The sequence below is a fragment of the Paucisalibacillus algeriensis genome (assembly GCF_000577245.1).
GTDB lineage: Bacteria > Bacillota > Bacilli > Bacillales > Amphibacillaceae > Ornithinibacillus.
Genome location: NZ_CBYO010000014.1, coordinates 81,854 through 96,503, shown reverse-complemented (window position 1 = coordinate 96,503; position 14,650 = coordinate 81,854). Strand labels below are relative to the sequence as shown.

At 34.8% G+C, this 14,650-nt stretch carries 14 protein-coding genes and 1 pseudogene; 13 read left to right on the top strand and 2 right to left on the bottom strand.

Translation table 11 applies throughout. From position 1 onward, the window contains the following. Positions 1–6: 6 nt before the first annotated feature. The gene (locus TY11_RS10040) at positions 7–261 is read right to left on the bottom strand and encodes a ferredoxin (protein WP_042145735.1); all 255 of its coding nucleotides are present in this window, start codon (positions 259–261) and stop codon (positions 7–9) included. A 128-nt stretch (positions 262–389) separates the two neighbouring features. On the opposite strand from TY11_RS10040, the gene TY11_RS10035 reads away from it, so the two are divergent. The 8 genes and pseudogenes from TY11_RS10035 to TY11_RS10000 all read left to right on the top strand — a co-directional run bounded on the left by TY11_RS10035 (position 390) and on the right by TY11_RS10000 (position 8,887). Then, positions 390–1,457, top strand: coding sequence for a YpbB family protein (locus tag TY11_RS10035; RefSeq protein ID WP_042145732.1), 1,068 nt, complete (start codon positions 390–392; stop codon positions 1,455–1,457). Next, positions 1,450–2,985, top strand: coding sequence for a RecQ family ATP-dependent DNA helicase (locus TY11_RS10030; protein WP_042145730.1), 1,536 nt, complete (start codon positions 1,450–1,452; stop codon positions 2,983–2,985). The genes TY11_RS10035 and TY11_RS10030 overlap by 8 nt, the downstream gene beginning before the upstream one ends. Then, the gene (locus tag TY11_RS10025) at positions 2,982–3,557 is read left to right on the top strand and encodes a CPBP family intramembrane glutamic endopeptidase (RefSeq protein WP_042145727.1); all 576 of its coding nucleotides are present in this window, start codon (positions 2,982–2,984) and stop codon (positions 3,555–3,557) included. The genes TY11_RS10030 and TY11_RS10025 overlap by 4 nt, the downstream gene beginning before the upstream one ends. A gap of 1 nt (position 3,558) precedes the next feature. Continuing rightward, on the top strand, positions 3,559–3,888 hold the full coding sequence (locus TY11_RS10020) for a hypothetical protein (protein WP_042145725.1): 330 nt from the start codon (positions 3,559–3,561) through the stop codon (positions 3,886–3,888). A 256-nt stretch (positions 3,889–4,144) separates the two neighbouring features. After that, complete coding sequence (locus TY11_RS10015) at positions 4,145–4,726, top strand: genetic competence negative regulator (protein ID WP_042145722.1); 582 nt, start codon at positions 4,145–4,147, stop codon at positions 4,724–4,726. Positions 4,727–4,899: 173 nt separating this feature from the next. Further along, complete coding sequence (locus TY11_RS10010) at positions 4,900–6,180, top strand: Glu/Leu/Phe/Val family dehydrogenase (RefSeq protein ID WP_042145721.1); 1,281 nt, start codon at positions 4,900–4,902, stop codon at positions 6,178–6,180. 650 nt (positions 6,181–6,830) lie between these two features. Continuing rightward, the gene (locus tag TY11_RS10005; protein WP_042145719.1) at positions 6,831–7,811 is read left to right on the top strand and encodes a YpdA family putative bacillithiol disulfide reductase; all 981 of its coding nucleotides are present in this window, start codon (positions 6,831–6,833) and stop codon (positions 7,809–7,811) included. A 24-nt stretch (positions 7,812–7,835) separates the two neighbouring features. Further along, positions 7,836–8,887: pseudogene (locus TY11_RS10000) on the top strand (LLM class flavin-dependent oxidoreductase). A gap of 118 nt (positions 8,888–9,005) precedes the next feature. Here the strand turns inward: TY11_RS10000 and TY11_RS09995 are convergent. Continuing rightward, positions 9,006–9,977, bottom strand: a complete 972-nt coding sequence (locus tag TY11_RS09995; protein WP_042145717.1) for an asparaginase — start codon at positions 9,975–9,977, stop codon at positions 9,006–9,008. 140 nt (positions 9,978–10,117) lie between these two features. Between TY11_RS09995 and prsW the strand changes: the two genes are divergently transcribed. The 5 genes from prsW (at position 10,118) to cmk (ending at position 14,643) form a co-directional block, all read left to right on the top strand. Further along, entirely contained in the window at positions 10,118–10,753 is a 636-nt protein-coding gene (gene prsW / locus TY11_RS09990; protein ID WP_042145714.1) for a glutamic-type intramembrane protease PrsW, read from the top strand. A 151-nt stretch (positions 10,754–10,904) separates the two neighbouring features. After that, positions 10,905–11,786 (top strand): spore cortex-lytic enzyme, encoded by an 882-nt coding sequence (gene sleB / locus TY11_RS09985; RefSeq protein ID WP_042145711.1) that lies wholly within the window; start codon positions 10,905–10,907, stop codon positions 11,784–11,786. A 12-nt stretch (positions 11,787–11,798) separates the two neighbouring features. Continuing rightward, positions 11,799–13,139 carry a germination protein YpeB gene (ypeB, locus tag TY11_RS09980; RefSeq protein WP_042145709.1) on the top strand — a complete coding sequence of 447 codons (1,341 nt, stop codon included), beginning with the start codon at positions 11,799–11,801 and terminating at the stop codon, positions 13,137–13,139. 92 nt (positions 13,140–13,231) lie between these two features. Then, entirely contained in the window at positions 13,232–13,906 is a 675-nt protein-coding gene (locus TY11_RS09975; protein ID WP_042145706.1) for a flagellar brake protein, read from the top strand. Positions 13,907–13,971: 65 nt separating this feature from the next. Next, a complete protein-coding gene (gene cmk / locus TY11_RS09970) occupies positions 13,972–14,643 on the top strand; it encodes a (d)CMP kinase (protein WP_042145703.1) in 672 nt (223 codons plus the stop codon). Positions 14,644–14,650 lie beyond the last annotated feature (7 nt).

The following is a 14,650-nucleotide window of genomic DNA, read 5'->3' as shown; positions in this document are numbered from 1 at the left end:
CAATTATTAATCCTCGTATTTATTTGGATTTCCGTTAAACGGTTTTTTAGCTATTTTAATAGAACCGCTTGGGCATCCTTCATAGGCATCAAGTACATCATCTTCAAATTCTTCGGGTATTTTTTTATCTCCAGTATTATCGTCTATTGTTACAAAGGCTAGGCCTTCTTCATCATAATCATAAATAATTGGACATGTCACCCCACAAGCACCACAGGCAATACAAGTTTCTTTATCAACAATGGTATATTTAACTCTCATTAATTTGTTTCCCCTTATTTTCATACTATTAAAATTGGTGCTAGATTCTATTTTAAAGTGAAAAAAAATATAATTCAACTCATCATAAATGATATGATAGAGGTAGTTATATTGAGGAGTCAATAATTATGTATGTTGAGGGAATTACTTTAGACTGTTTAACTCAAATAAAATTCAATAGATCCATCTATGGAATATATCATCTTCTTACAGGAAAGAAATCTATTCAATCCGTACATGATGCACGGATATTTCAACTGGAAAAATATTATGGAGTACATTTATCCCTAACTAGAAATCAATTTCTGCAAATTGTTAATGTTATGCTAGAAAACGGTTTGCTTAATAAGGATGATGGGAACGAATTTTATCATGTTACTAAAGCGGGAAAGGAAAAACTGTCCCTCTTTCAAGGAACAACCATTTTTAGTTATTTAAACGGACTATCTTTTTCTGGAATTGAAAGGCAATTTAGAGATAGGTTGTATTTATTGGTCCAAACCTATTCAAATATTTTAGTAAATAATTATTCGTTTATACCAATTGTCGATTCTCAGGAGGTAACGAAATGGGTAAAAGACTTTTATCGTCGCCACCAACAATCCAATTTTCCTGATCAACTTTATCATGAATTGTATCAATTACTATCCTTACTTCCAAAGGGGGAGGCAGACTTTTTTGTGGATAGGTTAAGTGGGTATCAGTATTATGGATTAAGTATGGAACAGTTAGCCATTAAATATAATTTATCTAGAGATGATACAATCATATACTTAACTGGAATTACACATGTACTCATTAATCTGGTTAGCCAAAAGAAAGAAGCCTACCCGATTTTAAGTCAATTAATTATAGGTTTTGATCAACAGAAGTTTATAACGAATACTGCAAACCAAACCTTTCATCTATTAAAGAAACAATACAGCTTAGAACAGATAGTACAAATACGAAATTTAAAATTGAATACTATATATGACCATATTGTTGAGATTGCACTATATGATAGTAGCTTTCAAATTGAATCTTATGTAAATAAGAAAGAGCAAGAGGAAATTATAGCTGCAATACAGTTGAATAATACATTTAAACTGAAGACAATTAAAGAGAGTTGTAGTTCCACCATTAGTTATTTTCAAATAAGACTAGTACTAACAAGGTTAAAGGAGCTCTTACCGGAAGGTGAAATTCATGTCTAATACAATATTGTTAGAAAAAGAGTTGGAAACTTATTTTGGATATTCCACCTTTAGGGTTGGTCAAAAGGAAATTATCTCTGATGTATTAAATGGTAAGAATGTTTTAGGCATTCTTCCTACAGGTACCGGAAAATCAATTTGCTATCAGTTGCCGGCTCGTTTATTAGAGGGTGTTACGATTGTTGTTTCTCCGCTTATCTCACTAATGATGGACCAAGTAAAGGAGCTAAAGGCTACGAATTTTAAAGAAGTAGTCGCTCTTAATAGCTTTCTAGATTATGATAAAAGAAAGCAACTATATAAAAATTTGTATCGATATAAACTAATTTATGTTTCACCTGAAATGTTGCAACAGAAGGAATTACAATTCTATTTAAAGAAGATGACAGTATCTTTGTTTGTGATTGATGAAGCTCACTGTATCTCCCAATGGGGGCATGAGTTTCGTCCAGATTACCAGAAGTTAAAGACTGTTATAAACCAAATTGGTGATCCACCAGTACTTGCTTTAAGTGCAACAGCTACTAGGGAAGTTCAAGATGATATAATCAATTCTCTTGAGCGTCCTATATGTAAGCATATATACCCGATGGATCGTAGTAATATTACGTTATCTATTCAAGAAGTAATAATTAATGAGGAGAAGTTAGAGATTATAACTAACGTTCTTTCAGAGCATAAAGTTCCTTCTCTTATCTATTTTTCTAGTAAGAATGCTGCGGAAAATGTCTCACATTTACTTTCAAAAAGACTGCCAGAACATCGAGTTGCCTTTTACCACGGTGGTATGGAACAAATGGATCGGGTTGCTATACAGCAACAATTTATGAATGATCAAATTGATATTGTTTGTTGCACAAGTGCATTTGGGATGGGAATTAACAAAAATAACATTCGTTTTGTGTTTCATTATCATTTTCCAGGTCAAATAGAATCGTATATTCAAGAGATTGGTAGAGCTGGAAGAGATGGGAACCAAAGTATAAGTGTCCTTTTATACTGCAGACAAGATTCTTTCTTACCACAACAAATGATAGAAAGTGAATTACCCTCAGATGGAGATTTGTTTCGTGCTAGGCAATTATTCATAAAATACCAAGATGAAGATAAGATCTTGCCAGTAGAATTCCAAGAGATTCAAGCAATGTTCGAAATTAGTGAAGTACAATGGCGTTTTATCTCTTCCCAATTAGAAAAACATGGCATAAAGCATAAAAATGGTATAAAATATGATGAAAGTAAAGTTGACGAAACATTTGAACAGATAAAAAATATTCGCGATGAACGTTTGTATGTAAAACAAACAAAGCTAAAAGATATGATGAATTGGATTCATCTAAAGACGTGTTTAAGAGAGGGTCTCTATACTAGATTTCAAAATGGCTATACCAAGGTAGAAGAGTATTGTTGCAGTAATTGCGGTATCCATTTGCAAGATTTTAATCCAAAGCAAACAATACCTCTGAAACAACTTCCAACATGGGAAATGAAACTGAAACGTTTATTAGTAGTAGGGGAATCCAAATGAAACAAAGTGAAATCATTAAGCAGTTAACGGATCAAGAATTAAGAAAATCAGTTGTTTATTCTCAACTACTGTTTATAATTATCACGCTTTTAGTCAGTTTTATTTTATTTGATAGCTTGACAAAGTGGACAAGTTTAGTTCATTTCGACATAAAAGAAATTGTTTATTTTGGTATGTTACCGGGAATCATCATTGTAGTTATTGACCTTATAATGATCTCCATTCTACCAAAAAAACTTTATGATGATGGTGGAATAAACAAACGTATCTTCTCGGGTATGTCACTTCCTAATATATTTATCTTGACACTTTTAATTGCAGTATCTGAGGAATTACTATTTCGAGGTGTAGTACAAACTACATTCGGATATATTATAGCAAGCCTTAGTTTTGCTTTCGTTCATTTCCGGTATTTAAAAAAGCCAGTACTATTGATATCAATCGTATTCGTTAGTTTTCTGATTGGATATATGTATGAAATAACTGGTAATCTGCTTGTCTCGATAACATCACATTTTATTGTGGACTTTTTATTAGGGTTAGTTATTCGTTATAAGATATGGGGTGACTAAAATGGAAGATATGAAACCAGAAAGTAATGATCAAGCTAAAGAATTACGTGAACTTCTTCAAGAGGTTAACAACAACAGTGTAGAAGAGAAAAATCAAAGTTTAGATGACCAACACAATTATTTAGATGAAACAGTTAACCTAATAACATCTGAAGACAAAACATTAAATGTATTAAATCTTCCCCCTAGAAAAGTAGTACACAGCCAAAAGAAAAATAGAACGCATGTTAAAATAAGTAAACCATTTATTAGGTTAGCTATTGTTGTTATTTTACTACTTACAGTAATAGGGCTGTTATTTTTCTATGGTGATGTTTTAAAGAGCCTTTAATTATTGATAATTTACTAATAGAGAATAGATACCGGAGGGCCAGAATGCACGCACAAAACAAAAGCGTATTCTGGCCCCGTCTACAGCACTAAAGAATTCAAAATTCAGAAACACAAAGTTAATAAGTTTAGGGTTGTATATCGTTCAACAATTTTAAAAAAAGCATATACTAATAAAAAGAAATTAACCGTTTTAGGTCGAAAATGGGTCATTCTAAATTTATTGGTTTTATTTGTTATTTTGAGGAGGATGCTATGTGCGAATCGAAAGGGTGTCCAGTAGTCAATTTACAATATTTTTGACGTTTGACGATCTGGTAGAACGGGGATTTAATAAAGAGGAGTTCTTATTGGATGCTACAAGCATCCAGAATCTCTTTACAGATGTAATGTATGAAGCTAGTTCTGAGCTAGGATTTGAGCTTGAAGGAAAGTTATACGTTCAGGTTTATTTAATGCAAGCACAGGGAATGCATGTCATAGTGACTCAAAACTCTGATAATATAGATTGGGATGAGGATTTCATTGAAATGAAAGTGACACTTGATGAGAGCAAAGAATTAATTTTTTCATTTGATGATTTCGAAAATGTTATTCAAGTAACCTCCTATTTAGATACTCTCTCCATTAATGGTGGGCAGATTTTTTATATGGGTAATCGATATTATATGTTACTAACACGAGATGAATTAAATGGTAATAATAAGGAAAATATAATTGCATTAATGTCCGAATTTGCTAGCCCAAGCATTGTTACCTCTTATCGATTAAAAGAATATGGCAAAGTGATCATCAAAACAAATGCGATACAAACTATCATGAAGGCTTTTAACGAATAGGTTTGTTTTTGTGATATGAAGCAAATATTCTTCATAATCCCAAAACGGTATAAAGCGCTTTCATTTTTTGAAACTTTATAAGTGTTTTGTATTGCATATTTGTATTTAAAGTGTATACTAATCTCTGAGAATAGCTATTATAAATATTTATTAGTTCTTTAGGAGGTAAATTCATGGTGGCCGAAAAAGCAGCAGATACTACCAAAGAGAGAAATAATCAATTGGATGTTCTTAGTTCAACTCAAGCTACTATTAAAAACGCACTGGAGAAATTGGGTTACCCTGATGAAGTTTATGAGTTATTAAAAGAGCCACTTCGTATGATGACGGTTAGAATTCCTGTACGTATGGACGACGGTTCAACAAAAATCTTCACTGGATATCGCGCACAACATAATGATGCAGTTGGACCTACAAAAGGTGGAATAAGATTCCACCCGGATGTTACCGAAAATGAAGTAAAAGCTTTATCCATTTGGATGAGTTTAAAAGCAGGAATTGTGGATTTACCATATGGTGGTGGTAAAGGTGGCATTATCTGTGATCCACGTGAAATGTCATTCCGTGAATTAGAGGCACTGAGTCGTGGTTATGTAAGAGCCATTAGTCAAATTGTTGGACCAACAAAAGACATTCCGGCTCCAGATGTATTCACAAACTCACAAATTATGGCATGGATGATGGATGAATACAGTAGGATGGATGAATTTAATAGCCCAGGTTTCATCACAGGAAAACCGATTGTTCTAGGGGGATCCCATGGTAGAGAATCTGCAACGGCAAAAGGTGTTACAATTTGTATTAATGAAGCAGCTAAAAAGCGTAATTTAAAAGTTAAAGGTGCCAAAGTAATTGTTCAAGGGTTTGGTAACGCTGGTAGTTTCTTATCCAAATTTTTACACGATGAAGGTGCAATTGTTGTAGGTATTTCTGATGCTTATGGAGGACTATATGATCCTGAAGGGTTAGATATTGATTACTTACTTGATCGTCGTGATAGTTTTGGTACAGTAACGAAATTATTCAATAATACTATTACTAATAAAGAGTTATTAGAAAGCGAATGCGACATTTTAGTTCCAGCAGCTGTAGAAAACCAAATCACGAAGGAAAATGCACACAATATTAAAGCTTCTATAGTTGTTGAAGCAGCAAATGGACCAACAACAACAGAAGCCACTAAAATCCTGACTGAAAGAGGAATATTGTTAGTGCCAGACGTACTTGCTTCTGCCGGTGGTGTTACTGTTTCTTACTTCGAATGGGTTCAAAATAACCAAGGTTATTATTGGACAGAAGAAGAAATAGAACAAAAACTTCTTAAAACAATGGTTAAGTCCTTCAATACGATATATGATACAGCGCAGACTAGAAAAGTTGATATGCGTTTAGCTGCATACATGGTTGGTGTACGAAAAATGGCTGAAGCATCACGATTCCGTGGGTGGGTTTAAGGTTAGATAACTGGAAAAAACTATAAAAAACTCTTATCATAGAATATGGTAAGAGTTTTTTATTTTTTTTTGTTTCAAAAAGGTTATTGGGGTAACTAAATATACAGTCTAATTTATGGCTGTCTTCTAAATGATTGGTGTTAATTTAAAATTTGTTAGACACTGCGCGGTACTTACTATAACTTCTCCAATGATTAATGAGTATAGTGTAATACGACCGCTCCGGCAGAATACTCCGCTTTCCGCGGGAACGGCCTCAGCCTCCTCAAGGAAAGTTCGCCTCTGCGGGGTCTTCGGACACGTGCTATTCCCGCAGGAGTCTCCGTATTCTACCTGCGCTATTTAGGATTCCAATTTAAAGTTTGGTATTCAAATAATAATTATTGCAACTTCTTGCTTCCCTTTGAACTAATCCAAACTAGCGTAGGAAATACACGGAGACTCCTGCGGGAGGATAGGCATAGGTGAGACCCCGCAAGAGCTTTAGCTCTGAGGAGGCTCACCAGCCGCCCGCGGAAAGCGGAGTGTATTTCCGGAGCGGGTATCATGCTCAACCAAAGATTATAGATTACCGCACAGTTTCTATCAACTGTGAAAGTAAAGGCAACAAACATTTATAAAACAGCTTATTCTATAAAGGATGCGATAAAATGCATAAAGAGAAAGTCATCATAATTGGAGCTGGTCCTTGTGGCCTAGCAAGTGCTATAGCACTGAAAAGGTTAGGAATAGACGCCTTACTAATTGAAAAAGGTAATATCGTAAATTCGATATATAATTATCCAACACATCAAACATTTTTTAGTTCCAGTGAAAAACTTGAAATTGGAGAGATCCCATTTATAACCGAAAGACAGAAACCAGTTAGGAATCAGGCTCTGGCATATTACCGTAATGTAGCAGAAAGAATGAATTTACGTGTACACGCTTTTGAGAAAGTAACGTCGTTAAAAAAGGAGAACAATGAATTTAGGATTGAGACAGAAAAGTTTTCTGGAGAAAAATCAGGATATCTTGCTCAGCATGTCATTATTGCAACAGGATATTATGATCAACCAAACTACATGAATATCCCAGGTGAAAATTTATCAAAGGTGATGCACTATTTTAAAGAAGGTCATCCGTACTATAACAAAAACGTTGTGGTTATCGGTGGTAAGAATTCAGCAGTTGATGCAGCACTGGAACTTCATAAAGCGGGGGCAAGAATAACCGTTCTATATCGAGGTGCTAATTATTCGAAGAGTATTAAACCTTGGATATTACCAGATTTTGATTCTTTAGTACGTAAAAACATTATTACAATGGAATTTAACGCTATTGTGACACAAATAACAGATGAATTTGTTTGTTATAGGGTTAATGAGAAAGAGAATAGACTTGAGAACGATTTTGTATTTGCGATGACTGGTTATCGCCCGAACTTTGATTTAATTAAAGAAATTGGTGTGCACTTTAATCCAGTAAATGGTAAACCAATTTATGATGAAGAAACCTATGAAACGAATATTAAAAATGTGTTTGTAGCGGGAGTTGTCGCAGCGGGCAACAATAACAATGAAATTTTTATTGAGAATGGAAGATTTCATGGTAGTAAAATTGCTAACACAATTGCAAGTCGAATAGACTAATGGTATAGGGAGAGAAGTATAGCAATGGAATTAGGAATAACTACATTTGTTGAAACTACCCCAGATGTTCATACAGGAAAAGTAGTAAGTCATGCAGAAAGAATCCGAGAAGTAGTAGATGAAATTGTATTAGCTGATGAGGTAGGTCTTGATGTATTTGGTGTTGGCGAGCATCATCGTAAGGATTATGCTTGTTCAGCGCCAGCAGTTTTGCTAGCCGCTGCGGCTTCTCGTACTAAACAGATTCGATTAACAAGTGCTGTTACTGTACTTTCATCAGATGATCCGGTTCGGGTTTACGAACAATTTACTACTGTTGATGCTATTTCAAATGGCCGTGTAGAGATTATGGCTGGAAGAGGTTAGTTCATCGAGTCCTTTCCATTATTCGGATATGACTTAAAGGATTACAATGAATTATTTGATGAGAAATTAAAACTACTATTAAAAATACGTGAATCTGAAATGGTTAATTGGGAAGGCAAACACAGAGCCTCAATACATAATCGAGGCATATATCCTCGTCCTGTTCAGGATCCTATTCCATTATGGATTGCTAGTGGTGGTACCCCAGAATCGGTTGTCCGTGCAGGAATCTTAGGTCTTCCGTTGGTTCTTGAATCATTGGTGGAAGCCCAATACAATTTTCACCAGTAGTGGACTTATACAAAAGAGCTGCATCACAAGCGGGGCACGACCCCTCAAAATTAGCTGTAGCATCACATTCACATGGTTTCATTGCAGAAAGTTTAGAAGAAGCTATTGAGAAATTTTTCCCTCCAACTCAGCAAGCTATGGATCTGCTAGCAAAAGAACGTGGATGGGGACCATACACAAAACAAACCTTTGACCATGCACGTAGCTTAGAAGGAGCATTATATGTGGGTGATGTGAACACAGTTACTAAGAAAATCATTTTTCTAAGAAAGAATGTTGGGATTACTAGATTTATGTTACATGTACCAGTTGGGTCAATGCCACATGAGGACGTTATGCGTGCTATTGAATTGTTAGGAAAGGAAGTAGCACCGATAGTTCGTCAAGAAGTTCTCCAATGGGAAAAAGAGAATGTATAGTAGAGGGTAATCCATAGTTCAATATAATGATAAATTAATCATTTATTCATAAAAGGGGGCTGAGAAGTAACTAAATTGTCACATATGGACTAAAATGTTATGTCTCAGCCTCATGGGTTTAGAACTCTTTTTCAAAAATATCACGTAATACCATATGATCAGTGGTATTTTCAAGTGCAATTAATAATTTTAATCTTGCCTTCGGACCTGTTAATCCATTTGTAAATATAACGCCCATATCCTTTAGTTGTCTACCTCCACCTTCGTAAGCATAGGTAGGACCTACTGTGCCCCTAAAGCTTCTTGAAACTAACACAATCGGAATGTTTTCATTAATTAATTTACGGATTGATGGTATTGTTTCTTTAGGTAAGTTTCCTTGCCCAAGCCCTTCAATAACTAATCCATCTGGATGACCGTCATGAATTATCTCAAATAATTTGTTATCCATTCCAGCGTAGGCTTTCAATAAAAAAACTTGTTTAGAGATGTTTTCCACTGGATAAGTTGTTCTTGCAACTAATTGATGATGAAAGATAATGGACTCCTTTGTGATGATCCCTATAGGACCATATTGAGGACTTTGGAACGTCGCAATATTACTTGTAGATGTTTTTGTAACATTAATTGCACTATGAATTTCATCATTCATAACAACAAGAACCCCTTTTGAATAGGCATCAGGAGAAAGGACTACACGTATAGAACTTATTAAGTTATATAAGGCATCAGACCCAATTTCATTGCTAGACCTCATGGCACCAGTTAAAATGACAGGTTTTTCTGTATCTAATACTAAATCTAAGAAATAAGCTGTTTCTTCTAATGTATCTGTACCATGCGTTACGACAATACCATCATACTCAATTAGAAATTTATCTATAGATTTTGCAAGTTCAAGCATATGATTAGGTGTGATATGAGGTGACGGTAAAGAAAAAGCAATATGTTCATCGATAATCACATTTGTCCTAAAATTATAAGGAATATTTGACAATGGATGATCTTCTGTCGTATTTACTTCACCAGTATCCTTATTTTCTAGCATGGAAATTGTTCCACCCGTATGAATAATAATTAATTTTTTCAAAAGGAACACCTATCTTTCTTTTTATCTTGGATTGAAATATGATACTTACCTTGCGGGTCTCTCGTTTGTTTTAAATAATGTATTTTCAATCTAGTTGTAAAATGGTACGATTGTTATAGGTCAAAGGGGTAGGTATCATTATGCTGGGAATTATTTCTGCTGGGGTTGCACCTGCGCTCGCACTTATGTCATTCTTCTATCTGAAAGATAAAATAACCGAGCCAATCCCATTAATTATTCGAACATTTATATACGGCTGTCTGCTTGTTTTTCCAATTATGTTTATCCAATATGCGTTTACTAGTGATCAAATAGGGAATCTATTTGTACAGTCATTTTTGGTTGTTGCATTCTTGGAAGAATTTTTTAAATGGTTTATATTCTTATATGTGATTTATCAACATACAGAGTTTGATGCACACTATGATGGAATCGTGTATGCAGTATCTATTAGTTTAGGTTTTGCCACAATTGAAAATATTCTCTACCTATTGGTCAATGGAATAGAATATGCTTTTAGCCGAGCATTATTTCCAGTTTCCTCACATGCCTTATTTGGAGTGATCATGGGTTACTATTTTGGTAAGGCTAAAATGAATGAAGAACATAGAATTGGAAATATTGGTTTAGCTTTAGCTATCCCAATGACATTACATGGACTCTATAATTTTATTTTAGGTTCTGTAGGAGAAAACTGGGCTTTATTTGTTATTCCATTTATGATAATCCTCTGGTTTTTTGGATTACATCGTATGAAAGTAGCAAATGCAAATTAATATCATGTACCTACTAAAGAGGCTGTCATAGTCTCTTTTTTTATGTCTATTTTGAAAAATATCATCGTAATTCTAGATTAGTATGCATAAATTAAGTGTTTCATCGAAAAATAGATACTACTAGATAATCAAGAAAGTGAGAGGTATCAACATGACAATTAAAAAATACATCTTTATCATTATTATATGTCTAGTAGCCATAGGACTTCAAGAAACTTACAATCCTAAAGAAGTAGATGCCTTTACGAATCAGATTGTTCAACGTGGGTCTGTAGGGGATGATGTTATTGAACTACAAGCAAGATTACAGTATATCGGGTATTACAAGGGTAAAATTGACGGTGTCTTTGGATGGGGAACTTATTGGGCACTCCGTAATTTTCAAAAAGATTTTAGCTTAGACATTGATGGTCTCGCAGGACTGAAGACAAGGCAAAAGCTAGTTGATGCGAGTAAGTTTGATGGGAAATGGGTTCACACACAAATTGCACAAGGAAATGATTTTACGTATTACGGTGGTACTCCATTGTCCGAGCAAACACGTTCAAAAAAAGGGACTGGTGGAAAAAGTAATACCGGTGGTGGAGAGGCTGCTCCGCAACAAGGAGCACAGAATACTGGGAATAACAATAATACCCCAGAAAGAACTACAACAGCTGTTAATGTGCCCCAAGGCTTCTCTCAGAATGATATTAACCTAATGGCCAATGCTGTACATGGGGAGGCTAGAGGAGAGCCATATGAAGGGCAAGTTGCGGTTGCTGCAGTAATCCTTAATCGTGTGGAAAGCTCAAGTTTTCCCAATACGGTTGCTGGGGTAATTTTTGAACCGAGAGCCTTCACGGCAGTTGCCGATGGTCAAATATGGTTAACTCCTAATGAAAAAGCAAGGGAAGCAGTCTTGGATGCTATTAATGGATGGGATCCTACAGGAAATGCAATCTATTACTTCAATCCAGATACTGCAACATCTAGCTGGATATGGGGAAGACCACAAATTAAACGTATTGGGAAGCATATCTTTTGTAAATAGAGGTGAAAAATAATGTTGCGTTGGATAGCAATTATTGCGTTAGCAGTAGGGGTAGCTGGAACTGCCGCCTGGGGCTATAAAGAACACCAAGAAAAAAATGCAATTTTGATTCAAGCAGAGAATACGTACCAGCGTGCCTTTCATGAATTAACATATAATATTGATTTAATGCATGATAAAATTGGTACCGCCATTGCAATGAATTCAAGAGAACGATTATCACCACAGCTCGCTGAGATTTGGCGGTTAACATCAGATTCTTTATCCAATGTTGGGCAACTTCCCCTGACGTTATTACCATTCAATAAGACGGAAGAATTTTTATCCAATATCGGAGAATTTACTTATCGTACAGCAATTCGCGATTTAAAGAAGGATCCGTTATCGGATGAAGAATTGGAAACATTAGAGAATCTTTATTCTCAAGCTGGTGAAATAAAGGATGAGCTAAGACAAGTTCAGCATACTGCAATGGAAAACAATTTACGTTGGATGGATGTTCAGTTAGCGTTGGCAACAGAAGACGAACAAGCAGACAACACAATCATTGATGGTTTTAAAACGGTTGAGAAGAAAATTGAAGGTTTTTCAGAAGGAAATATAGATTCATCTATATCTGGTACTTCATCTGAAGATCATAAATATGAAAATGTTAATGGAACAAAAATTAATGAAGAGAAAGCATTAGAATATAGTAGAAATCTATTTAACATTAAACAAACACAGGATCTTAAAATAACTGGAACTGGGGATGGTGCTGATATTCCACTTTATAGCATAGCCTATAATGATGGAAACAAGAGTGCGTATCTTGATCTCACCCAACAAGGTGGACATCCAATTACATTACTTGTAGACAGACCAGTTAAGGAAAAGACTATTAGCTTAAATGAAGGTTATAAAAAAGCTAAAGACTATATTCAAAAGCACAACTTTGAAAACATGGAATTACTCAATAGTAGTGAGTATGGAAATGTAGGTATATATACATATATCTATAATCAAGATGGTGTTAGAGTTTTTGCGGATGCAATTGAAGTAAAAGTAGCTCTGGATAATGGCGATATCCTTGGCTTAACAGCAAATAATTATTATTTAAACCATCATAAGCGCGATATTCCAAAACCAATTTTAAGCTCTAACGAAGCAAGAGATTTCGTGAATCCTAATGTGGATATACAAGAAGAGTATTTAGCTGTGATTTCTAATGATCTGGGAGAAGAAGTACTAACGTACGAATTCCTAGGCATTTTAGGTGATGACACATATCGCATCTTTATTAATGCTGAGGATGGCACAGAAGAAAAGGTTGAGAAACTTAACGGTAAAGAAATTAATTATGCAGGGATTTAGTTGGGAAAGGCTTTTGCCCTTTCCCTTTTTTTGTTTTTTTGTGATAATGAAAATAGTAACTATTATTTCAATGAGATTTATGGGGGATAAACATGAAGATTGGGGATTTTTTAATGATTGAAACCTATGGAACCGATTTTTTATCCATAGAGAAGTATCGTAGTAAAATTATTGATAAAAACAGTAGTTATATATACGTGGATTATCCTGTACATGTAAAAACTAAAAGAACAACTGGTTCTTTTCGAATTGGTACAAAAGTGATGGCCGAATATTTAGGAAATGACCAATCTATATATCGTTTTAAAACAGAAATAATAGATAAGAGAAATGGAAAAATACCAACTATTGCATTGCAGTTACCAAATGAAGATCAAATCGAAAGAATTCAACGAAGACAATATGTGCGCGTAGAAACAGCGGTAGATGTTGCAATACATAGTAACGAAAATAGTAATGAACAGAAAATAAAGCCTTTTTCAACCGTTACCCTCGATTTAAGTGGGGGTGGTCTTTCCATTGTTGTTCCTAAAGGTTTTCGTTTAACAGACGGTGATAAATTAAGTATATACCTTGTGCTCCCAATGCACTCTGGCCATTATCATTATCTCGAGCTATATGGAGAGGTAGTGCGATTTATGGAGAAGGAGTCTGCAGCGACCATAGCATCCATTAAATTTTTGGAACTTAATGAGCAAGATAAACAATTTATTATTCGTTATTGTTTTGAAAAACAAAGAGAAGCTAGACAAAAGGAACTTCAATAGAAAAGATAAAAATGGTATCATATTAGAGCATGCTTGGATTGACAATGAGAGGAATGAATCAATAAATGACAAATAAGATTGCAATTGCGATTGATGGCCCAGCTGCTGCGGGTAAGAGTACGGTAGCAAAAATTGTAGCAAATAAATTAAATTACATATACATTGATACTGGTGCCATGTACCGTGCTATAACATTAAAAGCATTAGAAAATACAATAAATGTTAATGACGAAGAGGCACTAGTAACATTACTAGACTCGACAGAAATTACATTAATTCAAAGCGAAGAAGGACAACGTGTTCTTCTTGATAATCAAGATGTTACCTTAAATATACGTTCAAAAGAAGTGACCAATAATGTTTCTTATGTGGCGCAGCATCCAAAAGTAAGAGATGATATGGTTAGTAGACAACAAAGATTAGCCAACGAGCGTGGAGTCGTCATGGATGGACGTGATATTGGCACCAAAGTTATACCAGATGCAGAGGTGAAGATTTTTCTAATAGCATCAGTTGAAGAAAGAGCAAAACGAAGACATGTAGAAAACTTAAATAAAGGCTTCCCGTCTAACTTAGAAGAATTAAAAAAAGAAATTGAGAAGCGAGACCATATTGATTCAGAAAGAGCAGCTTCTCCTTTAGTTAAAGCAGTAGATGCAATAGAAATCGATACGACTTCATTGTCAATTGAGGGAGTTGCAGAACGAATACTTGCTGAAGTGAATAAATTTAAATGATTTATGT

Bases quoted from the DNA above. Each gene is read 5' to 3' on its own strand.
- TY11_RS10025 (WP_042145727.1), top strand. From the start codon at position 2,982: ATGAAACAAAGTGAAATCATTAAGCAGTTAACGGATCAAGAATTAAGA.
- TY11_RS10035 (WP_042145732.1), top strand. From the start codon at position 390: ATGTATGTTGAGGGAATTACTTTAGACTGTTTAACTCAAATAAAATTC.
- ypeB (WP_042145709.1), top strand. From the start codon at position 11,799: ATGTTGCGTTGGATAGCAATTATTGCGTTAGCAGTAGGGGTAGCTGGA.
- TY11_RS09975 (WP_042145706.1), top strand. From the start codon at position 13,232: ATGAAGATTGGGGATTTTTTAATGATTGAAACCTATGGAACCGATTTT.
- TY11_RS10030 (WP_042145730.1), top strand. From the start codon at position 1,450: ATGTCTAATACAATATTGTTAGAAAAAGAGTTGGAAACTTATTTTGGA.
- TY11_RS10040 (WP_042145735.1), bottom strand. From the start codon at position 261: ATGAGAGTTAAATATACCATTGTTGATAAAGAAACTTGTATTGCCTGT.
- TY11_RS10005 (WP_042145719.1), top strand. From the start codon at position 6,831: ATGCATAAAGAGAAAGTCATCATAATTGGAGCTGGTCCTTGTGGCCTA.
- prsW (WP_042145714.1), top strand. From the start codon at position 10,118: ATGCTGGGAATTATTTCTGCTGGGGTTGCACCTGCGCTCGCACTTATG.
- TY11_RS10010 (WP_042145721.1), top strand. From the start codon at position 4,900: ATGGTGGCCGAAAAAGCAGCAGATACTACCAAAGAGAGAAATAATCAA.
- TY11_RS10020 (WP_042145725.1), top strand. From the start codon at position 3,559: ATGGAAGATATGAAACCAGAAAGTAATGATCAAGCTAAAGAATTACGT.
- cmk (WP_042145703.1), top strand. From the start codon at position 13,972: ATGACAAATAAGATTGCAATTGCGATTGATGGCCCAGCTGCTGCGGGT.
- sleB (WP_042145711.1), top strand. From the start codon at position 10,905: ATGACAATTAAAAAATACATCTTTATCATTATTATATGTCTAGTAGCC.